The organism is Agrobacterium sp. CFBP2214 (assembly GCF_030209895.1).
GTDB lineage: Bacteria > Pseudomonadota > Alphaproteobacteria > Rhizobiales > Rhizobiaceae > Agrobacterium > Agrobacterium radiobacter.
This window is the reverse complement of record NZ_JARVRC010000003.1, coordinates 1,027,169-1,052,932: the sequence shown is the minus strand read 5'-3', so window position 1 is coordinate 1,052,932 and position 25,764 is coordinate 1,027,169. Positions and strand designations below refer to the sequence as shown.

Annotated in this window: 22 protein-coding genes; 11 read left to right on the top strand and 11 right to left on the bottom strand. The window is 60.1% G+C overall.

The features are described from left to right. The first annotated feature begins 2 nt into the window (after nt 1–2). From graB to QRN60_RS12460, 3 genes are all read left to right on the top strand, one after another. Nucleotides 3–890: a hydroxyquinol 1,2-dioxygenase gene (gene graB, locus QRN60_RS12470; protein ID WP_111792378.1), complete on the top strand. Its 888-nt coding sequence runs from the start codon at nt 3–5 to the stop codon at nt 888–890. Next, the gene (locus QRN60_RS12465) at nt 887–1,225 is read left to right on the top strand and encodes a YciI family protein (RefSeq protein ID WP_111792379.1); all 339 of its coding nucleotides are present in this window, start codon (nt 887–889) and stop codon (nt 1,223–1,225) included. Before graB ends, QRN60_RS12465 begins: the two co-directional genes overlap by 4 nt. A 221-nt stretch (nt 1,226–1,446) precedes the next feature. Then, on the top strand, nt 1,447–2,733 hold the full coding sequence (locus QRN60_RS12460; protein ID WP_003503967.1) for an MFS transporter: 1,287 nt from the start codon (nt 1,447–1,449) through the stop codon (nt 2,731–2,733). 106 nt (nt 2,734–2,839) lie between these two features. Here QRN60_RS12460 and telA read toward each other — a convergent pair whose 3' ends face one another. The 3 genes from telA to mprF form a co-directional block, all read right to left on the bottom strand. After that, a complete protein-coding gene (gene telA / locus QRN60_RS12455) occupies nt 2,840–4,168 on the bottom strand; it encodes a telomere resolvase TelA (RefSeq protein ID WP_003503970.1) in 1,329 nt (442 codons plus the stop codon). A gap of 297 nt (nt 4,169–4,465) precedes the next feature. Beyond that, a complete protein-coding gene (locus tag QRN60_RS12450) occupies nt 4,466–5,836 on the bottom strand; it encodes a virulence factor (RefSeq protein WP_129565114.1) in 1,371 nt (456 codons plus the stop codon). Next, nucleotides 5,833–8,433: a bifunctional lysylphosphatidylglycerol flippase/synthetase MprF gene (gene mprF / locus QRN60_RS12445; RefSeq protein ID WP_099085869.1), complete on the bottom strand. Its 2,601-nt coding sequence runs from the start codon at nt 8,431–8,433 to the stop codon at nt 5,833–5,835. Before mprF ends, QRN60_RS12450 begins: the two co-directional genes overlap by 4 nt. 275 nt (nt 8,434–8,708) lie before the next feature. On the opposite strand from mprF, the gene QRN60_RS12440 reads away from it, so the two are divergent. Continuing rightward, the gene (locus QRN60_RS12440; RefSeq protein WP_003503976.1) at nt 8,709–9,002 is read left to right on the top strand and encodes a hypothetical protein; all 294 of its coding nucleotides are present in this window, start codon (nt 8,709–8,711) and stop codon (nt 9,000–9,002) included. 58 nt (nt 9,003–9,060) lie between these two features. Here QRN60_RS12440 and QRN60_RS12435 read toward each other — a convergent pair whose 3' ends face one another. Then, the gene (locus QRN60_RS12435; RefSeq protein ID WP_129565113.1) at nt 9,061–10,101 is read right to left on the bottom strand and encodes a dipeptidase; all 1,041 of its coding nucleotides are present in this window, start codon (nt 10,099–10,101) and stop codon (nt 9,061–9,063) included. 236 nt (nt 10,102–10,337) lie between these two features. Between QRN60_RS12435 and QRN60_RS12430 the strand changes: the two genes are divergently transcribed. The 7 genes from QRN60_RS12430 to QRN60_RS12400 all read left to right on the top strand — a co-directional run bounded on the left by QRN60_RS12430 (nt 10,338) and on the right by QRN60_RS12400 (nt 18,303). Then, nucleotides 10,338–11,933, top strand: a complete 1,596-nt coding sequence (locus QRN60_RS12430; protein ID WP_111834168.1) for an ABC transporter substrate-binding protein — start codon at nt 10,338–10,340, stop codon at nt 11,931–11,933. Between the two features lie 2 nt (nt 11,934–11,935). Continuing rightward, complete coding sequence (locus QRN60_RS12425) at nt 11,936–12,949, top strand: ABC transporter permease (protein ID WP_165000633.1); 1,014 nt, start codon at nt 11,936–11,938, stop codon at nt 12,947–12,949. Further along, on the top strand, nt 12,946–13,848 hold the full coding sequence (gene nikC / locus QRN60_RS12420) for a nickel transporter permease (RefSeq protein ID WP_003514116.1): 903 nt from the start codon (nt 12,946–12,948) through the stop codon (nt 13,846–13,848). The genes QRN60_RS12425 and nikC overlap by 4 nt, the downstream gene beginning before the upstream one ends. Nucleotides 13,849–13,851: 3 nt before the next feature. Continuing rightward, nucleotides 13,852–14,682: an ABC transporter ATP-binding protein gene (locus QRN60_RS12415; protein WP_003503986.1), complete on the top strand. Its 831-nt coding sequence runs from the start codon at nt 13,852–13,854 to the stop codon at nt 14,680–14,682. Beyond that, nucleotides 14,679–15,419, top strand: a complete 741-nt coding sequence (locus tag QRN60_RS12410; RefSeq protein WP_129565111.1) for an ABC transporter ATP-binding protein — start codon at nt 14,679–14,681, stop codon at nt 15,417–15,419. The genes QRN60_RS12415 and QRN60_RS12410 overlap by 4 nt, the downstream gene beginning before the upstream one ends. Before the next feature lie 226 nt (nt 15,420–15,645). Beyond that, complete coding sequence (locus tag QRN60_RS12405) at nt 15,646–17,157, top strand: serine hydrolase domain-containing protein (protein ID WP_112293878.1); 1,512 nt, start codon at nt 15,646–15,648, stop codon at nt 17,155–17,157. 249 nt (nt 17,158–17,406) lie between these two features. Continuing rightward, a complete protein-coding gene (locus tag QRN60_RS12400) occupies nt 17,407–18,303 on the top strand; it encodes a LysR substrate-binding domain-containing protein (RefSeq protein WP_111834172.1) in 897 nt (298 codons plus the stop codon). Nucleotides 18,304–18,367: 64 nt separating this feature from the next. Here the strand turns inward: QRN60_RS12400 and QRN60_RS12395 are convergent, their stop codons facing one another. From QRN60_RS12395 to QRN60_RS12365, 7 genes are all read right to left on the bottom strand, one after another. Continuing rightward, entirely contained in the window at nt 18,368–19,234 is an 867-nt protein-coding gene (locus tag QRN60_RS12395; RefSeq protein ID WP_003503995.1) for a D-amino-acid transaminase, read from the bottom strand. A gap of 20 nt (nt 19,235–19,254) precedes the next feature. Next, complete coding sequence (locus tag QRN60_RS12390; RefSeq protein ID WP_129565109.1) at nt 19,255–20,313, bottom strand: DmpA family aminopeptidase; 1,059 nt, start codon at nt 20,311–20,313, stop codon at nt 19,255–19,257. Nucleotides 20,314–20,456: 143 nt separating this feature from the next. Further along, entirely contained in the window at nt 20,457–21,419 is a 963-nt protein-coding gene (locus tag QRN60_RS12385; protein WP_065702590.1) for a sugar kinase, read from the bottom strand. Nucleotides 21,420–21,468: 49 nt separating this feature from the next. Next, the gene (locus QRN60_RS12380; RefSeq protein WP_013636780.1) at nt 21,469–22,527 is read right to left on the bottom strand and encodes an ABC transporter ATP-binding protein; all 1,059 of its coding nucleotides are present in this window, start codon (nt 22,525–22,527) and stop codon (nt 21,469–21,471) included. Between the two features lie 32 nt (nt 22,528–22,559). Next, nucleotides 22,560–23,396, bottom strand: a complete 837-nt coding sequence (locus tag QRN60_RS12375) for a carbohydrate ABC transporter permease (RefSeq protein WP_003504003.1) — start codon at nt 23,394–23,396, stop codon at nt 22,560–22,562. Further along, nucleotides 23,396–24,334 (bottom strand): carbohydrate ABC transporter permease, encoded by a 939-nt coding sequence (locus tag QRN60_RS12370; RefSeq protein ID WP_129565108.1) that lies wholly within the window; start codon nt 24,332–24,334, stop codon nt 23,396–23,398. The genes QRN60_RS12375 and QRN60_RS12370 overlap by 1 nt, the downstream gene beginning before the upstream one ends. Beyond that, complete coding sequence (locus QRN60_RS12365; protein WP_129565107.1) at nt 24,334–25,665, bottom strand: ABC transporter substrate-binding protein; 1,332 nt, start codon at nt 25,663–25,665, stop codon at nt 24,334–24,336. Before QRN60_RS12365 ends, QRN60_RS12370 begins: the two co-directional genes overlap by 1 nt. Nucleotides 25,666–25,764: the final 99 nt, after the last annotated feature.

Here is a 25,764-nt window from a genome sequence, read left to right as displayed (position 1 = left end):
CGATGGATATGAAGATGACCAGAGATGACGGCTACTTCGTCGAGGAGCGTTCGGCTGAAACCGTGATCGCGCGGATGCGCGATTGTGACGATCCGCGTCTGATGGAAATCATGGCGGTCGTGACGCGCAAGCTGCACGAGGCGGTGAAGGAAATCGAACCGACCGAGGAGGAGTGGATGAAGGCCATTCATTTCCTCACCGAGGTCGGCCAGATCTGCAATGAATGGCGGCAGGAATGGATCCTGTTTTCCGATATTCTCGGCGTCTCCATGCTGGTCGACGCCATCAACCATCGCAAGCCGAGCGGTGCGTCGGAATCGACCGTTCTCGGCCCCTTCCATGTGGCCGATGCGCCGGAAATGCCGATGGGTGCAAACATCTGCCTCGATGGCAAGGGCGAGGACATGGTGGTCACGGGCCGCATCCTCGATACCGGGGGAGCGCCGGTCGTCGGTGCGCGTATCGATGTCTGGCAGGCCAATGACGAAGGTTTCTATGACGTGCAGCAGAAGGGCATCCAGCCCGATTTCAACCTGCGCGGCGTTTTCATCACCGGCGAAGACGGGCGCTACTGGTTCCGGGCGGCGAAGCCGAAATATTATCCTATCCCGGATGATGGCCCTGTCGGGCAGCTGCTGCGGGCCATGGCGCGTCATCCTTACCGGCCGGCGCATCTGCATTATATCGTTTCGGCCGAAGGCTTTACCACGCTCGTCACGCATATTTTCGATCCCGATGACCCCTATATCCGTTCGGATGCGGTCTTCGGCGTGAAGGAAAGTCTGCTCGCCGATTTCCAGCGGGTGGAGGATGTTAAGAAGGCGCGGGATCTGGGTTTCGTCAGCGACTGGTTCTGGTCGGTGAACCATGATTTCGTGCTCGCCCGATGAGCGGCGGGAGCAATCGACCCGGGCTTTACGTGCGTTTTGCCGAGAGCGATCCCGCTGCGGCGGTTGAGCGCGCGGCGCAGTTGAGCGCTCACAAGGCCCATCTGCGCAATGGCGAAGCCATGGTCGAAGGGTTTAGAATTCTTGCTTCCGGCCCGATGAGCGCCGTTGCCGGCGGCTCATCCGCTGCACTCATCATTGCCGAGGCGCTCTCGATCGAAGACGTCATCACCTTCAGCGATGCCGATCCCTTCGTCATTCACGGCGTTTATAAGCGCATTCATATTTCGAGCTGGACGCCGACACTGTCGATCATTTCCGGGCTGGAAACCGGCTGAATTTTCGTCGGCGCGTGAAGCTTGGCATTTGTTAATATTTCATTTGCAATTTTTGCAAATGCAACATTTAATCGAAGGCGGGTGATGCCGGCGATATGTGGCTTGACAGGAGCGGGACACATATCAGGGTGGAGCATGCCGGGCACTCACGGAGGATATCGCAGGGACGGGAAGACGCTTATCCATTCCGGATGGCGCGTTCATGCGTGAAAGGGAGGAACATGTCCACGAATTATCTGAGCGCCGCGTCAGTGCGGACGAAGAACCCGGCCGGCGTTATCGCGACATGCGGCCTGATGATCATGTTTGACGGTTACGATCTCGTCGTTTATGGCGCGGTCGCACCGGCGCTCTTGAAAGAAAGCGCATGGGCGCTCAACCCCGCCATGGTCGGGCGCGCCGCCGCGCTGACGCTGGTGGGCATGCTGCTGGGCGCGCTTTTTGCCGGTACCATGGCCGATCGCATCGGCCGCCGGAAGGTGGTTCTTCTCAGCCTCGCCGGTTTTTCGGCGATGATGATCGCCTCGGCCATGACGCCGAATTTTCTCGCCTTCGAAATCACGCGCTTCTTCGCCGGTCTCGGGCTGGGCGCGCTGTTGCCGACGGTTACCGCGCTGGTGCTGGAATTTTCGCCGCCGCAGCGCAGGGCGCAGGCCAATTCCCTGTCCTTCCTCGGTTATCTTATCGGCGGCATCATCTCCGGCGTCATGGGCATCCTCCTTCTGGAGACCTATGGCTGGCGGCCTTTGATGCTGATAGGCGGTCTGCCGCTTGTTCTTCTGCCGATCTTCATGCGGTTTCTGCCGGAATCGCCGGAATGGCTGGCAAGCAAGGGCCGGCAGGCGGAAGCTGACGGCATTTGCGACAGCTACGGTCTGCAACGCATCGCGCCGCATGCGAAAATTCAAAAGGGCGGTGTCGGCGCGCTGTTCTCGGAAGGCCGGCTGCTCTCGACGCTGAATGCCTGGGGCATCCACTTCTGCTCGCTGCTTCTCACCTTCGGCATGGTCAACTGGTTGCCCACCATCATGAACAGGATGGGTTATGACATCAGTTCGGCGCTCAGCTTTTCCGTCATGCTCAATGTCGGGGCCGCGATCGGCATCCTCATCGGCGGGCGATTTGCTGATAAGGGCAACGTCAAGGTGGTCGTGGCGATCCTGTTTGCCATCGGCGCCGCCTCGATCTTTGCCCTGACGGTGAACAAGGGTCCGCTTCTTTATGCCTTCGTCGCCCTTGCGGGAGCGGGCACCATCGGAACGCAGATTCTCGCCAATGTTCTGGTCGGGCGGCTTTATCCCGTCCATATTCGCGGTACGGGTCTCGGCTTTTCGCTGGCGGTCGGTCGGCTCGGCGGCATTGCCGGCCCGATGATCGGCGGCCTCGTGCTGCAGCGTGGTCTGGCGCCCGAATGGAATTTCTACATTTTCGGGTCGGTCGCACTCGTGGGGCTGATGCTGACGGTGTTGACCCTGCTTTACCGCACCTCCGGTGACGCGCGGGTTTGATGAATGAAACGGCTGGCCGCGGAGGACTGAAATCCGCGGCCGGAGCATTTCCGGCAAAGCTGCGGAGCGGTTTTACGCCCGGAGAATACTAGAAAACTCTAACTCATCATGCCTTACGGGAAACCGGTGCGATCGTCGCCATCTGCTGCAACGTCCGTTCGTTCGTGCGTTTGGCCCGTGCCAGCGCATCGTCGCGATCTTCCGGCAGCGTATAGGTCATATAGGAAAGCGACGTTTCGAGGTCGTTATTGTTGTGTCCGAGAATGGCGGCGAAATAGCTGTTCTTGGTCACATGCGGCGGCGCGAAATTGTGAAAGGCCACCTCGGCATAGAGATGCCGGAGGCCATACGGCTTGGGAAGCTCCTCCTTCGGCCAGAGATCCTCGAACAGGTTAAAAACCGTATCCCTGAGCAGCAGGCGGGTTTCCGACGAAAAATCATCTATCGACATGCCATGCCACAATTTTCCCTGCCCGCTTTCGCGCAGGCGCTTATAGGCAGCCAGAATGGTTTCCGAGCGGGCAAGCACCGGGATTTCATAGGTCACCCCGAATTTCGTTCCCTCACCCTGCTTCGTCTTGGCCTGGCCGTTGAACAGGAGGCTCCATTTGGAAACGCCCTTGCCATAGGGGGCAGGTGAAAATTCCGCCTGGGTAAAGACCTCATAGGGGCGGCGTCCGGTCATGCCGATCAGGCCGATGCCGATCATCAGGGGATCGGCGGACAGGAGTTTATCGGCGCAAATCTTCAGAACCTGCCGATAATTCTCGAAGGTGATCAGTGCGCCGTGCTTTCTGGCGATCTTCTCCATCTTCACCCGGCGTGCATCGTCATACATCGCGGCATCGCCGGTGGCGATCTTCAACATCGGGTGATCGTCGCCGAAGGCCTCGCGGATGGCGTTACGATATTTGGTGATATAGGAGATAATCGTGGTCTGGGCTCTGCCCTTCATGGTGCTGATTTCAGCATTCCACAGGGTCTGCATCTCGTCTTTCGTTCCCATGCCATTCATCGCCGAAATGAAATCCGCGATGCGCAGAAGAACGGTCGGCTTGCGGCCGGCGGTATTGAATTCCGCCCGCTCGATTTTTTCGACAATCGATGTCGCGACGCCGTTTTTCGGATAGTCGGCCCGTTCGATATAGGTTTTCAGCCGCTCGCGCAGCTTCTTCATGTTGCAGATGGCAAGCGGGGTGCTCTTTGGGCCGAATTCAGCCTTCAGGGCATAGCGGTATTTCATGATGTAGAGTTCGAGCGTCTTTTCGGTGCGGCCATTGTCGAAATGATAGCGGACCTCGGCATCCCACAGATCACGGATTTTTCTGTTTCGCAGCGTCTCATCGCTTTTCATCGCCTCCCTGACCTTACCAACGAATTGATCGATGCGTTCGACGAGGACCGGTGTTTTTGTTTTTCGTTTTAAGGCGGGCATGCGGCGGCTCCCTGAACCGGTCGGGAAATATAAAATCCATCTTTGGCGATCAACAACAGCATGGTTGCGGGAATATGATGAACATTCGCCGCAGGCCGATTTCTTTTGAATAATAGTTTGACCGATTCCGCAAGCATGGCGGTGATTTAGGAAAATATGGGAAACGGTTTCCGAGCGGCGTCGCTCGCCCAGGAAGCTGGAAAATGCTGCCGGCTTCCATGGTTCATACCGGTAAAATCCAGCGGCATTATTCAGCCGGCTTCGGAATGTCTGCCAAGCCTGCCGCGATTGGCCGGCTTACTTCGGCAGTCGGGTCTTCAGCGCTGCCACGATCTTGTTGGCAAGCGCCTCGTAATCCTCGTCGAAATGATGGCCGCCTTCGATGCCGAGCGTTTCCACGCCCTTCGCCTTCAGGCCGGGGCAGGGGTCTTCATCCTCTTCCTCCGTACCATAGATGCACTGCACCAGTTTCGGATCGATCTTGGCGATATCATCCACGGTCTTGCCGCCCTTGCCCTCTCCGGCAACGCCGAGCCAGCCCTGAACGGAAATTTCGAAATCCACTTCCGTGGACAGGCCCATGAGAGTGAGCTGCACGACATGTGATTTCGCCCGTTCCGGCAGGAGGTTATAGGTGGCGGGAATGATGTCGGCACCGAAGGAATAGCCGATCAGCACGACGTTGCGAACCTTCCATTCCTTGCGATAGGTGTCGATGATGCGTGCAAGGTCGCCCGCCACTTCCTGCGGCTGTTTTTCTTTCCAGAAATAACGCAGCGCATCGACGCCGATCACGGGAATACCCTGCTTCTGCAATGCGCCGCCCACCTCTTCATCGAGATCGCGCCAGCCGCCGTCGCCGGAATAGATCACCGCCATGGTGTCCATCACCGGGCTGGTTTCCAGAACCTTGATCGGCAGGCCGAGCGGGCTGTCGGTGTCGCCTGCGGCGTCGATGTGGTCGGACAGGGTCTGGGTCAGAACCTCGTCCGCCTTGTCATCCACATCCGTCACGTCGATATCGGGATGCAGCCTGACGAGTGCGTTGACGTGATCGCGGCCCTTCTGGTCCGCAGCCGGCGTGAACAGCACGCTCACGGGGGCGGGCAGCGGGCCATCGGTCAGGCCATAGACCGTTTCGCCATCCGCCTTGTCCTTGGTGGCGGGGGTGCAGAGGATCTTTTCCAGCGGCAGGCCGGCCTTGGGGTCGACGGCTATGGCTTCCCTGATGGTCGAGACCGGGCTCTGCGCAATCATCGCCAGCGCCAGCGTTCCGCCCTTGCCGATGCCGGTGAGAATGGGCTGGCGATAGCTGCTGGTGCCGGCGGTGCGCTGGATCTGCTGCGACAGCGACTCGATGTCCGAGATCATATAGATGCATTCGTCTTCATCGGCCTCGAGCGCCTTCAGATATTCCCTGAAGTCGATGCCGACCACGGCGGCGCCTTTTTCCACCAGCGCCTTGGCGCGGGTCTCGTCGGTGCTCGTCCATCCGTCCGCGTCGGAAATCAGGAAGACGCTGGCGAGAATTTCGCCATCCGGCACCATGATGTGCTCGGCGGGGATCATGCCGGTTTCGTAAGCGGGCTTGTCCTCAGCAAAAACTGCGGTGGAGGCAAACAGGGCGGAGGCGGCAAGGACCGCTTTCAACATGCTGGATTTTCTCATTTTCCGATCACTCCTCTGACGCCGCCGCTAATCAGAACCGTCGCGTCCATCAGCGCCAGAGCGGCGTCTGCGCCGTTCTGCACGGCAAGGTAACGCGGTTCCCATTTCGGGTGGAACTTTGCCTTGAAGGCGCGAAGTCCCTTGAAGTTGTAGAAACGTTCGCCGTGTTCGAAAAGCGTGCTGCCGATGCGGTCCCAGACGGGTGCCGCATCGCGCTTCGACATGCCGGACATCGGAGCCATGCCGAGATTGAAGCTCTCATAGCCGGCCTCGCGCAGATATTGCATGATGCTGACGAAGAGAAAATCCATCGAGCCGCGTGGCGCATCCGGCGAAAAACGCATGAGATCGACGGTGGCTTCCTTTTTCGTGGCGGTCACCATCAGATTGGCGAAAGCGGTGATCTTTCCATCCTTGCGCAGCACGGCGACGGGTTGCGACAGGATGTAATCCGGCTCGAAAGCGCCGAGCGAGAAGCGCTTTTCCCGGGTATTGTGGTGGGCGAGCCAGCCGTCGGAGACCTGTTTCAGCTCATCCATAATATCCGCCACCTGCGCTTGCTCGATCACCTCGAAGGTCAGTCCGTCGCGCGCGCCGCGGCTCAGCGACTGGCGAAGATTGGCGAGCTTGCCGCCCTTCAGCTCGAATGCGGTGAGATCGACCAGCGCCAGTTCGCCCAGCTTGAAGGCGCGCAGGCCCGCATCGGCGCAATGGGAGAGGAGGAAAGGTGAAATCTGATAGAAGGCGGCGCGTGCACCGGCAGCGCGGGCGGCTTCCACAAATTGCCAGACCAGATCCGGGAAATCATCCTCATCGCCGACCGGATCGGCAAACGCGATCCAGGAGCGGCCCTGAATGCCGTACATGATGAAGGCGTTGCCGCTTTCGGAAAACATCACATGCTTGTCGCCCATGCGCACCAGATTGGCGTCGGCCGCATCCTGTGTCATGACGATGCCGGTTGCACTCGTGACGTCGTCGGCCTTGATGGCGTCCGGCCGGAAGGCCACCGGCCGCATCAGGCTGAAAATGGCGATGGTGGAGGACGCAAGCACGAGGCCTAAAAGGGCGCGCAATCCGCGCGGCGCTTCCTCTGAGAATTCGAACTGCCACCATAATGTCTGGCTGTAATCCGTGTCGCGGTAAACGAAGAGCAGGATTGTCGCTGCGCCGGCAATGATGACGGCCATGGCGGCGAGCCAGCTTGGGCCCAGCGCCTGTTTCACCAGCGAGGCATGACGGTTGAAGCTGCGCATATTGACGGAAAGTGCCGCAATGAAGACGCCGAGAATGGCGGCTTCGAACACGGCAATGGCCTTGAGGAGGGAGAGAACCAGCGCCAGCGAGGCGGCGACCAGCGCAATCCACCAGGCGCCATCCAGCCGCTGCCCGAGGCCGCGCGAGGCGACGACAAGCACGAGGCCGAGAATGCTGGTCAGAAAATGCGCCGCCTCAACGATCGGCAGCGGCACGAAATTGGACAGGAAATCCAGATTGCTGTCGGGTGTCGGCGTCACGCTTGAGAAGATCAGCATGGTGCCGAGGATCATCGCGAAGGTTGATAACAGCGGCGGCGCGAGCCGCACGGCAAGCTGGCTGATATCGGAGACAACAGGCTTTGCCGCGAACTGCTTCATCTCCGAGACGAGCATGACCAGAATGGCCACCACCAGCGGCAGGACGTGATAGATCACGCGGTAGAGAACGAGGCTTCCGAGCAGCTGGTCGACGCTGATGGCATTGCCAAGCCCTGCGACCATCACGGTTTCGAAGACGCCAAGACCGGCCGGCACATGGCTGAGGACGCCGAGGCCGACCGCGGTGGCGTAGATTGCGAAGAATGTCGGCCAGCCGAGATGCGTGTCGGGCAGGAGGACATAAAGCACGGAGGCGGAGGCGGCGATATCGAAGGCGGAGACGAGGAACTGGCGCGACGATGTCCGGCTGTCCGGGAGGCGCAGCCGCCATTTGCCGAGCCGGATCGCGTGCCCGTTACGCCCGACATAGGCCGCCACCACGAGAACCGCGATGATGGCGAGCGCCGCACCTCTGAGGATGACGGCATCAACGCCGATAATGGCGGCGATGCGCGGTGCAACGATGAAGGTGGAGAGGGCGCTGACCGAAAGCAGGCCAAGCCCGAAGGACAGCGTGACGAAGGCGATGACGCGGGCGATTTCGCCGGGCGACAGGCCCAGCCGGGAATAGGCGCGAAAGCGGATGGCGCCACCGCTCAAAGGGCCGAAACCGGCGGTATTGCCGATGGCATAGGCCGCAAAGGCTGTTGCCGCCATGGGCGGAAAGGGCAGCTTGCGGCCGATATATTCGATCGCATTGGCATCATAGAATATCAGCGCCAGAAAGCTGAGCGCGGTGAAAACGATGGCGAGCAGCACCGCCGAAGCCGAGGTCTGCGTCAGCGCATCGATGACGTCGTCATAACGGACTTCGGAGGTCAGGTGATAGATGGCGAAGGTCATCATCACGAAGACCAGCGTGATGGCAATCGCGGTCAGATAAGGACGGTTTCTGGCAAAAAAGCTTTCAACCGCGGATTCAGTAACATCGGTTTGTGTAATTTCGCTCTTGTCTGCCATTTACTTTGCCCAGCGCCCGTTCCTGTTGGCGAACCATAGGATTGTGTCGCTAATTCGTTTCTGTTGCGGAAATGTGATTAGCAGAAAAGCATGAAGTGTCGATGTGAAGTTTGTGTCCGATCATGCGCGAATTTCAACAAGTCTGGAGTGAGAAATGCAACTATAGAATGCATGGTTTGCGGGATTGTTCCGAAAGGCGGCAAATTGACCGTTGTGGTTGCTTGGTGGTGCCGTTTGATGCGATTACACGCTCCTTTCGATTGAAGGAGATGCCAATGAACATGCCCACAAGAATAGTTGTTTCACTCGTCGTCGCCCTCGTGGCCGGTGGCGGATACATGGCGGTGGACAAGATGCGCGGTGCCGAATGGGTCGTTTCGCCGCAGCAGATTGCGGAGGCCAAGGCGAAAGGGCAGATGGGTTATGAATCCCGTCCGGGCACCGTGACCGTTTTGCCGATCCGCAGCGAGACGGCGGATGTGCTGCCGATGAAATGGGCGATGATCGGTGTTGTCGCCGGGCTTCTGGCTTTCCGGGCGAGCGGCAAGAAAAAAGCGGCAAAGGCTTAAGGGCCTGCCGCTTCCTGTCTCCGGCGCTCAGCGCCGGAGACGAATTGCAATTTACGCCTCACGCGCCCCAGGTTTTTTCGAGCACGCGGATCCAGTTGCCGTGGCAGATCTTGGCAAGCGCCTCGTCGTCGTAACCACCGTTTCGCAAGGCCTGGACCAGCAATTGCAGGTCGGCTGCATCCTTCATGGCGGCGGGAATGGTGGTGCCGTCGAAATCCGAGCCGAGTGCGACATGATCGATGCCGATACGGTTGACGATGTAGTCTACGTGGCGCACCAGCTCGTTCAGATCGGTATTCGGGTTCTTCACGCCGTCCTGGCGCAGGAACAGAACGCCGAAATTGATGCCGGCGAGACCGCCCGTGTCACGGATGGCGTCCAGCTGACGATCCGTCAGGTTACGGCTGTGATTGCAGAGCGCATAGGCGTTGGAATGGGATGCCACCAGCGGCGCATCCGATATCTTGGCGATATCCCAGAAACCCTGCTCGTTCATGTGCGACAGGTCGACCATGATTTTCAGTTCGTTGCAGGTCTTTATCAGCCGCTTGCCGGCCTCCGTCAGGCCGGGGCCGATATCCGGCGTCGAGGGGAAACGGAAGGGCACGCCGTAAGCGAAGATGTTCGGGCGGCTCCAGACCGGTCCAAGCGTGCGAAGGCCCGCTTCGTAGAGAACGTAAAGCGCATCCAGATCAGCGCCGATCGCTTCCGCGCCCTCGATATGGAAGACGGAGGCGAAAACGCCTTTCGCCATGGCGTCGCGGATATCGGCGGCTGTGCGGCAGACCTTGAGCGCGCCTGCTGATTGTTTCTCGGCGCGGAACAAAAGGCCGGCCATGGCGAGCGTCACCTTCAGCGCGTCCGCCTCGGTGGGTGTCGGATAGTCGCCGTTAGCGTCCTTGTCCATGCTGGGTGAGGGCACATAGGCGGCGCAGAGGCCGCCGGCGAGGCCGCCTTTCTTCGCGCGCGGAAGATCGATGTGGCCGACGGTATCCCCTTCGATGAGGAGCGTTTCGGGAGAGGCATTGCCCGATCGCCATAACCGCAGAAGCACGTCGTTGTGGCCGTCGAAGACGGGTACGGGTTTTTGATCGGTCATGGTCATTCACCTTCGGATAGGGGGAGGGCGCGGGCGCGCACCTATTCAGAGTTTTGAGAATTGGTAGAGGAAAGGTCAAGGCGGGAGCAAATGCAATCCGTGCATAGGCTCTGCCAAATTTGGAATTGGTCGGGCCTCGTTTGCTCGTGGTAATCGCGGGAAAACATAAAAAAAATGACTGGATTGGGGCAAACCCACACCGTTTCCGAAAAATAAGGTCCGAAAGGGGATTTTCGATGATTTCAAGACGCAACCTGCTGATTGCCGGCGCTGCCGTTCCGTTCCTGTCCTATGCGCGCATTCCGGCCTTTGCCGCGACGCCCAAGGATATTCTGGTGGTCGCCCAGCAGCTGGACAATATGACGAGCCTTGATCCGCATGAAGGTTTCGAAGCCGTGGGCGGTGAAATCATCTCCAACATGTACCAGAAGCTGGTGCGTGCAAACCGCGAAGACTCCACCAAGGTCGATCCCGTCATCGCGAAATCCTGGGAAGCCGATGCGGACAGCAAGGTCTTCACCTTCGTGATCGGTGACGAGGCGACCTTCTCGAGCGGTGCGAAAGTCACGGCGGAAGACGTTGCCTTCTCGCTGCAGCGCGCCATCAAGATGAACAAGAGCCCGGCCTTCATCATCAGCCAGTTCGGTTTCACGCCTGAAAATGCCGAGACGACCATCGTTGCCGCCGACGACAAGACGGTGAAGCTGACGACGGCAAAGCCGACCGCCATCTCCTTCCTGCTCTATTGCCTGTCTGCCAATATCGGCGCGATCGTCGAAAAGAAGGCGGTTCTCGCCAATGCTTCGGGCGAAGACCTCGGCAATGGCTGGCTGCAGAAGAACAGTGCCGGTTCCGGCGATTTCGTACTGCAGGCCTGGAAGCCTAGCGAAAGCGTAGCACTCACCGTCAACCCGAACGGCCCCTACAAGGGCAACATCAAGCGCGTCATCCTGCGCCACGTCACAGATCCGTCTTCCCAGCTTCTCATGCTGCAGAAGGGCGATATCGACATTGCCCGCGACCTCACCTCGGAACAGCTGCGCAGCGCCCAGAAAGATGCGAACATTGAGCTGGAGCGCAAGAGCATTGCCTCGCTGGTGCTGATCTCGCTCAATCAGGGCAATGAGAACCTTGCCAAGCCGCAGGTCTGGCAGGCGATCAAGTGGGCGCTGGACTACAAGGGTATGCAGGAAAACATCGTGCCGCTGTCCCATAAGGTCCACCAGAGCTTCGAGCCGGAAGGTTTCCCCGGCGCCGTCGATGACACGCCGTTCCAGCGCGATGTCGAAAAGGCCAAGGCGCTGATGGCGGAAGCCGGCCTTGCCGATGGTTTCGAGATCACCATGGATCATTATTCCGCCCAGCCTTACCCGGATCTGGCGCAGGCCATTCAGGCGAACCTTGCCGATATCGGCATTAAGGTGCGTCTGCAGTCTGCTGAGAACCGTCAGGTCCTGACCAAGATGCGTGCCCGCGAACACCAGATGGCGCTTTCCGCATGGGGCACGGATTATTTCGATCCGCATTCCAACGCCGATGTCTTCAACATCAACAAGGACAATGGCGACGACGCCAAGTCGAAGCCCTTCCTGTGGCGTTCGCGTTTCAAGAACGACGATTTCGCCGCCAAGGCGGAAGCCGCCCGTGACGAGAAGGACCCGGCAAAGCGCGTGGAGCTTTATGAAGCCCTGCAGCGCGAGCACATGGAAAACAGCCCCTTCGTGTTCATGTTCCAGACCACCAAGACGGCGGCCTTCCGCAAGGGTGTTTCCGGTTTCGAACTCGGCGTTCTCTCCGAGGGCAATTCCTACCACGATGCGAAGAAAGCGTGACATTGAACAAGCGCGTTAAAAGCATATCGTCGATACTGGGCAGCGTCATCCTGACGCTGTTCGGTTTGATGATCATCACCTTCCTGATCGGGCGCGTCATGCCTGTCGATCCCGTCATTGCGGCAGTCGGCGACAACGCGCCTGAAGACGTCATTGTGCGGGTTCGGGCCGAAATGGGCTTGGACCAGCCACTAGTCGTTCAGTTTTTCCACTATGTGTCGCAGGTGCTGCACGGTGATTTCGGCAATTCCATCTTGACCCGCAACCCGGTTTGGATCGATATCAAGCGCGTTTTCCCCGCCACCTTCGAGCTTGCTACGGCAGCACTCATTCTCGCTGCGCTGATCGGCATTCCGCTCGGCGTATGGGCCGCCGTGAAGCAGGGTAAGTTGACGGACCAGATCATCCGCGTCGTCTGCCTTGCCGGCCATTCCGTGCCCGTCTTCATGCTGGCGCTGATTTCGCTGCTGGTATTTTACGCCACGCTTGGCGTCGCACCCGGACCGGGCAGGCAGGACATTATCTATGACGGCATGATCTCGCCGGTCACCGGCCTGATGACGGTCGATACGCTGCTTGCCGGCGACTGGGACGCGTTTTACGACGCCATCGCCCATATGGTGCAGCCCGTCTGCATCCTTGCCTATTTCAGCATGGCCTATATCACCCGCATGACACGCGCCTTCATGATCGATGCGCTGAAGGGCGAATATGTCATTACCGCCCGTGCCAAGGGGCTTTCGGCAATGACCGTTATCTGGGGGCACGCCTTCCCGACGGTTGCCGTACAGCTCGTCACGGTTCTCGCACTCACCTATGCCGGCCTTCTGGAAGGTGCCGTGGTGACGGAAACCGTCTTCAGCTGGCCGGGCCTTGGCCAATATCTCACCGTCTCGCTCATGAACGCGGACATGAACCCTGTCGTCGGAGCGACCCTGTTGATCGGCCTGATCTATGTCGGCCTCAACCTGCTCGCAGACGTACTTTACCGAGTAATGGATCCCCGCGTTCGATGATGTTAGCAACTTTCAGAAACTGGGCTCTGGATGAGACGCCGCATTCCCGCAGGCAGGCTGCCTGGGGAAACCGGTACCGCATCTGGCTGAACCTCAAGTCTAATCCGCTGGCGGTGGTCGGTCTCACGATCATTATCGTCTTCATTGCGCTGTCGCTGCTGGCGCCGTTCATTGCGCCTTACGATCCGGCCGCGCAGAACCTCGGCAACCGCCTTGCCTTCCCGAGTGCCGAGCACTGGTTCGGCACGGATGAGCTGGGTCGCGACATTCTTTCCCGCATTCTTTATGGTGGTCGCGTCACGCTCGGCATGGTCATTGCCGTCGTCGTTCTCGTTGCGCCGATCGGTCTCGCCATCGGCTGCATCGCCGGTTATTTCGGCGGTATCGTCGATACGGTGCTGATGCGGGTGACCGATGTGTTCCTGGCCTTCCCGCGCCTCATCCTGGCGCTTGCCTTCGTCGCGGCGCTGAAGCCTGGCGTCGAAAGCGCCATTCTCGCCATCGCGCTCACCGCCTGGCCGCCCTATGCGCGTCTCGCTCGCGCCGAAACCATGACGGTTCGCGGCAGCGATTTCGTTGCGGCCTACCGGCTGACAGGCGCTTCCGCCTGGCGCATCATCGCCCGTCACATCGCGCCGCTCTGCGTGCCGAGCCTCATCGTGCGCATCACGCTCGACATGAGCTCGATCATCATCACCGCCGCAAGCCTCGGCTTCCTCGGCATGGGCGCGCAGCCGCCTTCGCCGGAATGGGGTGCGATGATTGCGACGGCCAAGCGCTTCATCTTCGAACAATGGTGGGTCGCCACCATTCCGGGCATCGCCATTTTCCTCGTCTCGCTCGCCTTTAACTTCCTTGGCGATGGTCTGCGCGACGTGCTCGACCCGAAGGGACATTGAGCCATGCTGGTCGAAATCGAAAATCTGAAGATCGCGTTCCAGACCCGCACCAGCCGCTTCGAGGCGGTGCGCGGTGTTTCCATGAAGCTCGGAACAGAAAAGCTCGGCATCGTCGGTGAATCCGGTTCGGGCAAGAGCCTCACGGCGCGCGCGCTGATGAAGCTTCTGCCCTCCAATGCCGATATCAGGGCCGACAAGCTCTCCTTTGACGGTATCGACGTGCTTTCCGCCAGTGAAAAGCAGATGCGCCAGATCCGGGGAAAACGGGCAGGTTTCATCCTTCAGGATCCGAAATATTCGCTGAACCCGGTCAAGACCATGGGTGCACAGATCGCGGAAGCCTGGCGCGCCCACAAGGGCGGAAGCAAGCGTGCGGCCATGGAGGCGGCAATCGCTCTGCTCGATCAGGTGAAGATCCGCAATCCGCGCCAGGTCGCTTCGTCCTACGCTCACGAGGTTTCCGGCGGCATGGGCCAGCGTGTCATGATCGCCATGATGCTGGCGCCCGATCCCGAGCTTCTGATCGCCGACGAACCGACGAGTGCTCTCGATGCCACGGTGCAGGCGGAAATCCTGCGGCTGATCGAGGAGCTGGTATCGGAACGCGGCATGGGTCTCATCCTCATCAGCCACGACCTGCCGCTAGTCTCGCATTTCTGCGACCGCGTGGCTGTCATGTATTCCGGCCGGGTGATGGAGGAACTGAAGGCTTCCGAACTCCTGAAAGCCCAGCATCCTTACACACAGGGTCTCTTGAACTGCATTCCCTCGCTGACGCATCCGCGCGAGCGTCTTCCCGTTCTCAACCGTGATGCAGCGTGGTCCAGCCTATGATCGACGTCGAAAATCTCCGTATCAAGTTCGGCGACCGTGAAGTGGTGAAGGGCGTGTCCTTTTCGGTCGAAAAGGGCGGCAGCTTCGGCATCGTTGGCGAAAGCGGCTCGGGCAAGTCCACCATCCTGCGCGCTATGGCTGGCCTTAATGAAAGCTGGGAAGGCCGCATCGCCTTTGCCGGCAAGGATGCGCCGCTGAAGCGCACGCCGGAATTCTTCCGGCAGGTGCAGATGGTGTTTCAGGACCCCTATGGTTCGCTGCATCCGCGCCAGACCATCGACCGTATCCTCAGCGAATTGCCGTTGGTTCATGGCATGGACAATATCGAAAAACGCATCCAGCAGGCTTTGTCTGACGTGGCCTTGCCGCAGGCGGTGCGCTTCCGGTTTCCACACCAGCTCTCCGGCGGCCAGCGCCAGCGTGTCGCCATCGCGCGCGCCCTGATCGCCGATCCGCAGGTGCTGCTGCTCGATGAGCCGACCTCGGCGCTCGACGTTTCGGTGCAGGCGGAAATCCTGAACCTGTTGCAGGATTTGCGTGCGGCGCGCAATCTCACCTATATCCTCGTCAGCCACAATCTCGCGGTCATTGCGCATCTTTGCCCGCAGGTGGGCGTGATGCTGAACGGTGAAATGGTCGAGCAGCTGAGCGCGGGCGATCTGCGCGAGGGCCGTATCAAACATCCGCATACGGAAGAGCTGCGCAGCCTGAGCATCCGACTGGAAGAGCCGGCCTGAGGGCCAGCCCCTAGCCTGCGTTGCGCATAGATCGAGCGGGCGCGGCTCGCTTCTTCTCCCCGCCGGGGAGAAGGTCGCGGCAGCGGGATGAGGGGGCAAGCTCTCCGAAATCCGGCAACGTCGCCCCCTCATCCGACCCTTCGGGCCACCTTCTCCCCGGCGGGGAGAAGAAACAAGCGGTGACGTCGAGGTTATCGGCGTCGAAACAAAGACACGAGACCGAACAATGTCACAGCAACTCGACTGGAACGCCGCTTCAACGCTTGCCGAGAGCTTCGTCTCGCAATGGGCGGGCAACGAGCCGGGCGGGGCGGTGATTGGTTTCGATCTCGGTGGCATCCGTTTCGCCCATGCCGGCGGTGTCGAGAGCCTCTCGACCTTTGCGCCATTCACGCCGAAAAGCGTGGTGCGTTATGCCTCCGTCACCAAACATGCCTTCTGCGCCATGGTGCTTGCCCATTCCGATCTGATCGGGCTTGACGATCTGCTCGGCAAGCATCTGCCGGAGCTGCAATCGCCGCTCCGCGACGTCACAGTGGGGCAGGCGCTGGATATGAGCGGCGGCCTGCCGGACACGCGCGAATGCCTCTCTCTGCTTGGCCTTTCCGTCTACACCGAAACAAAGGCCGGTCCGCTTCTCGACTATCTGGCGCGGCTGACCCGGCTGAACTTCGATGCCGGCAGCGAGGTTTCCTATTCGAATACCGGCTATCGTCTGGTGGAAGCGGCGCTGGAGCGCCACGGTTTCCGTTTCGACGATTTCGTGCAGGCGCAAATTGCCCGCCCGTTCGGCGTTTTCCTGAAGGCGCCGGATGTCTGGAACGATCCGGTCGATGGATTGGTACCCGGCTACTGGAAGGCGGAAAGCAGCTGGCAGCTTTCGGCGGCCGGCCTGCATATTTCCGCTTCCGGCAATCTTGCCGGTAGTGCGGAAGCACTGACCCGGTGGCTGCAGGGGCTGATGCGCGGCGAGGGCAGCTTTGCGGGTGTTCTGGACGGACTTTCCACTGAGCGGCCACTCGCCGATGGACGGATGAGCGAATATGGCCTCGGCCTGCGCTGGTCCCACCTCGGCGAACGGCGCTTCATCGGTCACGGCGGTTCGCATCCGGGATATAAGACTTACTTCCTGCTCGATCCGGAAAACGGTACAGGCTTCGTTGTGGTGTCCAATCGCGAGGATACCAACGGCTTCAAGATCGCGCTGGAAAGCATGGCGGCTTTGACCGGCCTGCCGCTGCCCAAACCCGCCGCCAGCCTGCCGGAAGGCCTCTATGTTACCGAAAGCGGACCGTGGTGGCTGGAGATCAAAGGCAGCACGTCGACTTTCATCGATGGCGACGACACGCTTTATGAAGATGCCGATGGCTGGGTGTCGTCGCGCTCCGCATCTTCGCCAATGCGTCTCAAGCTCGAAGGCGATGCGATCGTCGGTGAGGCAGGCCACGCCGCCCGCCGTTTCCTGCCGGTGGGCAACCACGCCGTGCCCGATGATCTGTCGGGGTCGTGGTGCTCGGATGAGGGAGCCGAATTCACGATCAACGGTTCCTCGCTGACCATGGGCATCGGCCCGACGCGTCGCAGCATGCCTCTGAAGGCGCTCGGCAATGGCCGTTTCCTTTTCACGCTGATTGACGGGCCATGGACGAAGCGTGTCTGTCTCAATCGTCTGGGCGATAATCGGATCGAGCTGGTTTCCAGCCGCGCGCGGATGATCGAATATTCCAGAGGCCGCTAACGGTCTGAAACCGATCCCCATCGCGTCCCGCAAACTTGACGTCATCCTCGGGCCTGACCCGAGGATCCATTGTCGCGCGTGGTTGTGGATCCTCAGGTCATCCCCGAGGATGACGGAAGAGAGTTTCGTGGCCGTTTATCCGCATTTTCGGCCTTCCTAAAAGGGTTTCAATCAGCCCTTATTGCTCCTAATAAAGACCCCATGTTCCGGTTGAAGGCCGGGACGACATCTTTGTGGGAGAACAGGCCCTTGGAAGTCAAATGGCTCGAGGATTTCCTGGCGCTGGCCGGAACGCTCAATTTCTCGAAAGCGGCGGAGGAGCGGCATGTCACGCAATCCGCCTTCAGCCGGCGTATCAAGCAGCTTGAAGCCTGGGTAGGCGCGACGTTGGTCGATCGCGCCTCCTATCCGTCGCGGCTGACCGAGGCGGGCGTGAAGTTCGTGCCAGTGGCGCAGGAAACGCTGAAGCAGCTTTATCATGCGCGGCGCACCCTGCTGCAGGAAGAAGGGGCCGATGCCAGGACTGTTCGGCTGACGGCCCTTCATACCCTGTCCTTCACTTTCTTTCCCGACTGGCTGAAACGGGTGAACGAGACGGCCGGGCCGCTATTTTCAGTATTGCGCCCCGATTCCGGCAGCATGGAGGAAAACCTCAATTCGCTGGTGGACGGGCAAAGCGATTTTCTTCTGACCTATGCGCACCCCGAAGTGCCGATGTTGCTCGATGCGCAGACCTTCGAGTTCCGCGTGCTCGGCGCGGAAAACATCATTCCCGTTTCCGCGCCGGCGAAAGATGGTTCGCCGTTGCATGCGCTGGTGGAAAATGCGCGAAAACCCTTCGCCTATCTCGATTATGAAAAGGCCTCGTTCTTCGGGCCTTTGCTGCGCGATCTCCTGAGCGCGCGCCTGCCGCAATTCGAGCGGGTGCATGAAGGCAGCATGTCGGTGGGGCTGAAAGCCATGGCGATGGCCGGCTGGGGTGTCGCCTGGGTGCCGGAAAGCCTGATGCGGCACGAGCTGGATACCGGCACGCTGGTTCGCGCCGCCGATCCCACCTTCGATATCGCCGTCGATATCAGGCTCTATCGTTCGAAGGAGAACCGCCGGCCCGTTGTCGAGCGCATATGGGCGGTTCTTGAGGGTTAGAGCATTTCCAGGAAAAGTGGACCCCGGTTTTCCGTCCGGAAATGCGACAAACAAACGCTTTCGATCAGATCGCCGTGCGGCGGGCGTTTTCGAGGTAGAGGGCGCGCAGGCGGCTCACCATCGGGCCGGGCTTGCCGTTACCCACCGGCTTGCCGTCGATCTTCGTCACGGAAACCACGAAGTTGGAGGCGCTGGTCAGGCAGGCCTCGTCAGCGTTCAGCGCTTCTTCCAGCGTGAAGGGCCGCTCTTCCAGCGTGAAGCCGGCTTCCTTGGCCAGTTGCAGGGCGGCGAGGCGGGTGCAGCCGGGCAGGGTCTTGTTGCTGTTGCCGCGGGTGATGATCTTTTTATCGGCGGTGACGATGTAAGCGGTCGAGGAAGCGCCTTCGGTCACGAAACCATCCTCGATCATCCACGCCTCGTCACAGCCTTCTGCCTTGGCGATGCGTTTTGCCATGACCTGCGGCAGCAGGCAGACGGTCTTGATATCGCGGCGTTCCCAGCGCTGGTCGGGCACCGATTTGACGGCGATGCCGGCTTCCTCGACCGGGGTGCCGATCAGCTTTTTCGCCTGGGTGAACATGACAAGCGTTGGCTTCAGATCAGCGGAGAACAGGAAGTTGCGGTCTTCGGCGCCACGCGTCAGCTGCAGGTAGATCATGCCTTCAACGAGGTTGTTGTCGGCGATCAGGCGGCGTTCGGCCTCGACGATCTCTTTCGTGGTAACCGGCAGGGCCACGTCGATTTCGCGGGCGCTGCGTTCCAGCCGGGCCATGTGCAGGTCGCTGTCGATCAGCTTGCCTTCGAGAACCGAGGTGACTTCATAAATGCCGTCGCCGAACAGGAAACCGCGGTCGAAGATGGAAAGGCGGGCGTCCGCTTCGGGCAGGAATTCGCCGTTGACGTAAACGATGCGACCGGATGGGCTAGTCATGAAAACTCCGTCTGGAAAAGTCAGGCTGAAAGAAGGGTTTTAAGGGTATCGATGCAAATGGCCTCGACCGTTGCGGCCTTGCCGGCGCCGGGATTGAAACCTGATGTCGTTGTGGCCGTGCAGAGCGAGTTGAGGATCGCCTCCTCGGTTGCCTCTATTGTGGCTTCGAAGAGCGGCGAGATCGCATCGTTGGAAAGCTCGGGATAGTCTGTGACGGCCTTGCGGCGTGCGGGCGTGCGGCGAAGGCGCTCGTCGGTGGAAAATGCCAGGGCATAATCGCCGGAGCCGTTGCTGAGTGCTGCGCCGGTGCGGGCCAGCCCACCAAAGCTTCTGGCGGCCAGGCGCTTCAGATTGCGTGACGACAGCGGCGCATCGGTTGCAACCACGATGACGATGGAGCCGTCCTTGTCTTTATGATCAGGGCTGACATAGGGCTTGCCGCAGACCAGCAGATGGCCGCCGTAATTGGATTGCACGAGAACGCCGAGCGTGTAGGCCTCCCCGGCGATGGTGACGATGCGGGATGCAGTTCCGATGCCGCCCTTCATGCCGAAAGCCACCGTGCCGGTTCCGGCTCCAACGCCGCCCTCGGCCACCGGGCCTGTGGCAGCGTTTTTCAGCGCGGCCGAAATTTCTTCGACGGCCGGGCGACCGGCGCGGATGTCGTTGAGCCGGGAATCGTTGGTCTCTCCAACGACCGCATTGATGGATACCACTTTCTCATTGCCTGGCTGCGACAGCGTATGGCGGTTGATCGCCTCGATTGCCCGGCCGGTTGCAAGCGTATTGGTGAGGATGACAGGCGTTTCGAGTTCGCCGAGTTCCTCGATCTGGGTCGAGCCGGCAAATTTGCCAAAGCCGTTATAGACCGCAAAACCCGCAGGCACCTTGTCCTGAAAAAGATTGCCGCCATGCGGCAGGATCGCGGTTGCGCCGGTGCGGATCGTGTCGCCTTCGATGACGGTCGAATGGCCGATCGTCACGCCTTCGACATCGGTGATGGCATTGAGCGGGCCGGTCTCGAAATGGCCGGGCGGCAAGCCGATATCGCGCAGTCTCGGGCGGGTCGTCTGATGCATCGGGCGATCACTTTTGCGGAATGCAGGCTCAAGGTGGAACAAGCGCGGCTTGCGAAAAGCTTTGCTCTGACTTGACGTTAGCCTAGTTCGCCGGGAAACGGCATCGCAAAAATGGAATAGTTTTATGCGGGCAATGGATGCGCTCAGAAGGCGCGTAGCGCCGGTCCCCGTTCACGCTCCAGCCATTGCCGCATCGCGTCTTCGGTCTCTTCGCGTGTGGGTGCGCCGATGCGGCCGCCGAAGACCGTGCATTTGAGCGCAGCGGCAACGGAGGAGAGCCGGATGGCGGCGCGGCTTTCCATGCCTTCGGCTATGGCAAGCGCAAAGGTGCCGTGGAAAATGTCGCCTGCCGCCAGCGTATCCACCGCCTTGACCTGCATCGTTTCCTGAAAATAGACAGTTGGATCGCCAGCTTCCGTCCACCAGCAGCCTGCCGGTCCGGCGGTGACGGCGATGAAGGTTTGCGGGTAGCGGGCGTGCAGCACCGGCAGCATGTCCTCTACCGTCTCAAGCCCCGTCAGCCGGGCGGCGGCGGGTTCGGAAAAAACGATGTGGGTTGCGGCGGGTGCGAGCTTTTCGAGGGTTTCGACCGGCGCGACGTCGCCGTCGAGAATGGCGTGTTTGCCGAGTGCGCGTGCCACATCAAGAACATCGAGCGCCAGTTCCGGCCAGCGCACATCCACCAGCACGGCGTCGTAAGCGGCGAGGTCCGCTGGTGTGCAGGAGCGCTTCTTCTCATGCAGCCTGTGATCATAAAAAGGCACGATCAGCCGCTCGCCGCGATCATCGATAATGATCGTGGAGAGTGCGGAGCGTGCGCCGGCGGCGACTGTCATGCCTGTGGTGTCGATGCCGCTTTCGGCGAGATCGCGCAGGATGCGGGTTCCGGTCTCGTCGTCGCCCACCGCACCCCAAAGGCTGGCGCGCCCGCCCATGCGGTGCACCGCATAGGCTGCGCTGGATGCCATGCCCTCGGCGATCTGCAACATTTCGTAGGGCAGGACCTTGCCTTCGCCCTTTGGCATGTCATGGACGCGAAACAGGGTGTCGAGCACGGCTGCACCCACGCACAGCACATGTTTGCGGCTCTCGTGTTGGCTGTCCATGCCCGTCACCCTATGTCTTTGTCTTACGCAATTTTACTCGGCATGCGCCTTAGATGCGCTTGCCGGTTGCCTTGTCGAAAAGGTGAACCATTTCCGGGTCGATGGCGATATGGATCGTATCGCCGAACCGCACGTCCAGCCGCTCGCGGAACAGGCAGGCGATCTCGTCGCCCTTGCAGTTCAGCTTGGCATAGATTTCCGAACCGGTGCCTTCGACCAGTTCGACCCGGCCTTCGATACCGCCGCTTGCTGCACGGATATGTTCCGGGCGCACGCCGTAGACGAGGTCGCGGCCGCCCAGTGCGGCAATGTCGCTGTTGGCGGGCAGGGGAAGGCTTAAGCCCTTCACGGTGCGGAACACGCCTTCTTCGACGCGTCCACGAATGAAGTTCATCGCAGGCGAACCGATGAAACCGGCAACGAAGAGGTTGGCCGGGCGGTCGTAAAGCTCGAGCGGCGCGCCGATCTGCTCGATCACGCCGTCATGCAGCACCACGATCTTGTCGGCCATGGTCATGGCTTCCACCTGGTCGTGGGTGACGTAGATGGTGGTGGTGCCGATGCGCTGGTGCATGGCCTTTATCTCGCCGCGCATCTGCACGCGCAGCTTGGCGTCGAGGTTTGACAGCGGTTCGTCAAACAGGAAGACCTGCGGATCGCGCACCAGCGCGCGTCCCATGGCTACACGCTGGCGCTGGCCGCCGGAAAGCTGGCGCGGATAACGGTCCAGCAGCTTGTCCAGCCCCAGAATGGCGGCAGCCTTGTCGACCTTGGCCTTGGTTTCGTCGGCGCTCACCTTCTTCAGCTTCAGCGCGAAGCCCATATTATCCTTCACCGTCATGTGCGGATAAAGGGCGTAGTTCTGGAAGACCATGGCGATATCGCGGTCGCGGGCGGGCAGGTTGCTCACCTCACGCGCGCCGATGTGGATTTCGCCGTCGCTGACTTCCTCAAGCCCCGCAATCATGCGCAGCAGGGTGGATTTGCCGCAGCCGGAAGGGCCGACCAGCACGACGAATTCGCCATCCTTGATATCGATATCGATGCCATGGATGATGTTGACCGCGCCGAAGCGCTTCTGGACGTTTAGAATATTGACCGGTGCCATGTTTTTGGTTCCCGTATTTTTAATTGGTTGATTCAGCCGCCCTTGACGGCGCCGGCGGTCAGGCCCGCCACGATCTGTTTCTGCGCGAACATGGTGAGCAGCAGCACCGGCAGCGTCACGATCAGCGCGGCTGCGGCAAGCGGTCCCCAGCTCACCTGTTCGAAGGACAGCATGTTGTAGACCGCCACCGGCAGGGTACGCGTTTCACGGCTGGCCAGCACGATGCCGAAGACGAAGTTGTTCCACGAGAAGATGACCGCCAGAATGAAGGAGACGACGATGCCGGGCTTGGCGATCGGCAGCGCCACCAGCCGGAACACCTGCCAGGAGGATGCGCCATCGATGCTTGCCGCTTCTTCCAGTTCCTTCGGCGTGGTTTCGAAATAACCGATCATGATCCAGACCACGATCGGAACCGTCACCACGAGATGGATGATGATCTGCGGCCAGAGTGTGCCGAGCAGGTTCAGCCATTGGAACAGCAGGAACAGCGGAATGAGGAAGGAGAGGCCGGGCGTCATGCGGGCGATCATGATGACGACAGCCGACTTTTCCGCCTTCAGCCGGGCGATGCCGTAACCGGCAGGCACGCCGATCACCAGCGCCAGAATAGTGGCCGCACCGGTGACGAGCACCGAATTCCAGAAATAGAGGAAGAAATTATTCTCCTCGAACACCTTCACATAGTTCGACCATGCGAAACGCTCGGGGATGAGGATCGGTGGATAGGCGCCGTTGTCGATTTCATATTTCAGCGACAGCGAGATCATCCAGATGAAGAACAGGATAACAGGCGAAATCATCACAAGCGCCACGAAAAACAGGCCGATGCGGTCGAGGTTTTTACGTTTGAGCAATTGGCGAGCCATCAGCGATCCTCCATCTCGTTCCATTGCGCACTCTGGCGCACCATCAAAAGCACAAAGGACAGCGCCACGATGATGATGAAGAAGACGACGGCCATGGCCGAGCCGTAACCGATGTCGTAGTAGGAAAACGCCGTGTTGTAGAGGTAGATGTTGATGGTTTCCGAGGCCGTGCCAGGGCCGCCCTGCGTCATCGCGTAGATGATGTCGAAGCTTTTGACGGCATCGATGGAACGGATGATGACGGCGATCATCAGGAACGGCGCGATCATCGGCATGGTCAGGTAACGAAACTTCTGCCAGGCGTTGGCACCATCGATTTCGGCGCTCTCATAGGGTTCGCGGGGTACTGCAGCCAGTCCGCCGAGCACGATCAGCATGACGAGCGGCGTCCATTGCCAGGTTTCCACCAGCACCAGCGAGGGGATGACGGTGGACTGGTTGTAGATCCATTCCAGCGGTCCGATATGGATGAAGGACAAGAGATAGTTCAGAACGCCGAGCTGCGGGTGGAACATCATGGTCCAGACGAGCGCGATGGCGACCGGGGTCGCCATCATCGGCATCACGAACACGCCGCGCAGAAAACCGCGCAGCGGAAACTGCGCATCGAAAACCAGCGCCGCCAATGTTCCCAGAAACAGCGGAGCGACGACCGACAGCACGGTATAGATGAGGGTGTGCCAGAGCGATTCCCAGAACCTCACGTCGCTTGCGAGCCTTATATAGTTATCGAAACCGATAAAGCTCTGCTCCTGTCCGAGCGTCCAGCGATGGACGCTCATCCACAGGGTGAAGACCCACGGAAAAACGATCACCGCCGAGATGACGACAAGTGCCGGTATGACGAAAGGCCAGTAGTTGGGAGCAAGCCTTGCGGGCCTGCTCCCTTCTTTCCGGCTGACGCTTGTTTTGGTGTTTTCGATGCTCACGGAGGCCATTATCCCTCGCTACGCGCCAGAACGGGTGCGAACTGTTCCGTCGCTTTTTTCAGCTCAGCTGCCGGGTCCGCGCCGCCGATCATGTTGGTGAGGCCGACGCCGTAGATGTCGCGGAATTCCGTGACCGGAATGATGACCGGCAGGGCAAGCTGCGAGACCTTGCCGGAACCGACGACCGCATCCAGCCAGGCGGCCGGCATCTTCACGCCTTCCCGCACCTTCTGGTCTTCGAGGATGGACTGGCGGAATGGAACACCCGCACCTGCCTGCAGCAGGCGCGCACCCATGTCGTGCGAAATCGCCCATTGGCAGAAGAGGTAGGCCGCTTCCTTCTTGCTGCTGGCTTCGACGACACCGAGGCCATCGCCGAAGGTGCCGGCCGCCTGTGCTGCCGGGCCCTTCGGCATGACACCGTAACCGACCTTGCCGACAACGCGGGATTTTTCCGGGTTTTCGATCGGCGGTGCAAAACCGACGCCATCGAACCACATGCCGATCTTGCCCTGAAGGAAGGCAGACTGCGCTTCGGCCCAGTTGAAGCCGGAAACGCCGGGAGGGGCGGCTTTGGTCATCAAGCGTTGATAGAGTTTCGCTGCCTCGACCGCTTCCTTGGATTCGGTGTCGACCTTTCCGTCCGCGCCGATCGGCTTTGCGCCGTAACCCAGCATCAACGAAGTCCAGACCGGGGTGTTGGCGTTCTTCAGGCCGCGGGCGACGAAACCGTAGGTGTTGGTTGCGGGATCGGTGATCTTTTCCGCTGCCGTCACCAGTTCCTCGAAGGTCTCAGGGTATTTCAGGCCCTTGGCTTCGAAGAGTTCCTTGTTCCAGTAGACGATCCAGTAATCCACCGAGAATGGCAGCGAGCGCAGCACGCCGTCGCTATCCTTGGCAAACAGCATGCCGGCTTCGGCAAAATCCTTTTCGACGAGGGACGGATCGGTCAGCGACGGGTCCTTCAGGAAGCCGCTGATATCGGCCAGCCACTTGCCCTTTTCGAACTGTCTCTTCTGCACGTGGTAGCTCAGATGAACGACGTCGAAGCTCGGCTTGCCGGAGGAAAGCTCGATTACCACCTTCTGGCGCTGCTGCTGTTCAGGCGTTGCTTCGGCATTGACCTTGATGCCGGTCAGTTCCTCGAATTCGCTCAGATATTTGATCAGCGTTTCGCTGCGCGGGCTTTTGACCAGGTTGACTTCAAGCGTGGTGCCGGCGTGTTTTTTCCAGTTCACCGCCGCCGATGCGGGGCGGATGCCGAGCACCGCGCTGCCACCGATCGCTGCCGTGCCTGCCAGAAAGGCGCGACGCGTTGGGTTGAGCAATGAATGCGTCATGTCAGTTCTCCTCCAGTTAGCCGGAAATTCTCCTCACCTCCGGCTTGTTGCTTATTTTCATGCAATTCCGGGCAGGACCTTTCTTCTGCCCTACCGGAA

Excerpts from the sequence above, each read along its gene's own strand:
- QRN60_RS12450 (WP_129565114.1), bottom strand. The coding sequence starts at position 5,836 with ATGAGAAAATCCAGCATGTTGAAAGCGGTCCTTGCCGCCTCCGCCCTG.
- QRN60_RS12465 (WP_111792379.1), top strand. The coding sequence starts at position 887 with ATGAGCGGCGGGAGCAATCGACCCGGGCTTTACGTGCGTTTTGCCGAG.
- QRN60_RS12385 (WP_065702590.1), bottom strand. The coding sequence starts at position 21,419 with ATGGACAGCCAACACGAGAGCCGCAAACATGTGCTGTGCGTGGGTGCA.
- QRN60_RS12390 (WP_129565109.1), bottom strand. The coding sequence starts at position 20,313 with ATGCATCAGACGACCCGCCCGAGACTGCGCGATATCGGCTTGCCGCCC.
- QRN60_RS12405 (WP_112293878.1), top strand. The coding sequence starts at position 15,646 with ATGTCACAGCAACTCGACTGGAACGCCGCTTCAACGCTTGCCGAGAGC.
- QRN60_RS12365 (WP_129565107.1), bottom strand. The coding sequence starts at position 25,665 with ATGACGCATTCATTGCTCAACCCAACGCGTCGCGCCTTTCTGGCAGGC.
- QRN60_RS12460 (WP_003503967.1), top strand. The coding sequence starts at position 1,447 with ATGTCCACGAATTATCTGAGCGCCGCGTCAGTGCGGACGAAGAACCCG.
- QRN60_RS12440 (WP_003503976.1), top strand. The coding sequence starts at position 8,709 with ATGAACATGCCCACAAGAATAGTTGTTTCACTCGTCGTCGCCCTCGTG.
- QRN60_RS12380 (WP_013636780.1), bottom strand. The coding sequence starts at position 22,527 with ATGGCACCGGTCAATATTCTAAACGTCCAGAAGCGCTTCGGCGCGGTC.
- nikC (WP_003514116.1), top strand. The coding sequence starts at position 12,946 with ATGATGTTAGCAACTTTCAGAAACTGGGCTCTGGATGAGACGCCGCAT.
- telA (WP_003503970.1), bottom strand. The coding sequence starts at position 4,168 with ATGCCCGCCTTAAAACGAAAAACAAAAACACCGGTCCTCGTCGAACGC.
- QRN60_RS12435 (WP_129565113.1), bottom strand. The coding sequence starts at position 10,101 with ATGACCGATCAAAAACCCGTACCCGTCTTCGACGGCCACAACGACGTG.
- QRN60_RS12375 (WP_003504003.1), bottom strand. The coding sequence starts at position 23,396 with ATGGCTCGCCAATTGCTCAAACGTAAAAACCTCGACCGCATCGGCCTG.
- QRN60_RS12410 (WP_129565111.1), top strand. The coding sequence starts at position 14,679 with ATGATCGACGTCGAAAATCTCCGTATCAAGTTCGGCGACCGTGAAGTG.
- QRN60_RS12415 (WP_003503986.1), top strand. The coding sequence starts at position 13,852 with ATGCTGGTCGAAATCGAAAATCTGAAGATCGCGTTCCAGACCCGCACC.
- mprF (WP_099085869.1), bottom strand. The coding sequence starts at position 8,433 with ATGGCAGACAAGAGCGAAATTACACAAACCGATGTTACTGAATCCGCG.
- QRN60_RS12430 (WP_111834168.1), top strand. The coding sequence starts at position 10,338 with ATGATTTCAAGACGCAACCTGCTGATTGCCGGCGCTGCCGTTCCGTTC.
- QRN60_RS12395 (WP_003503995.1), bottom strand. The coding sequence starts at position 19,234 with ATGACTAGCCCATCCGGTCGCATCGTTTACGTCAACGGCGAATTCCTG.
- QRN60_RS12370 (WP_129565108.1), bottom strand. The coding sequence starts at position 24,334 with ATGGCCTCCGTGAGCATCGAAAACACCAAAACAAGCGTCAGCCGGAAA.
- graB (WP_111792378.1), top strand. The coding sequence starts at position 3 with ATGGATATGAAGATGACCAGAGATGACGGCTACTTCGTCGAGGAGCGT.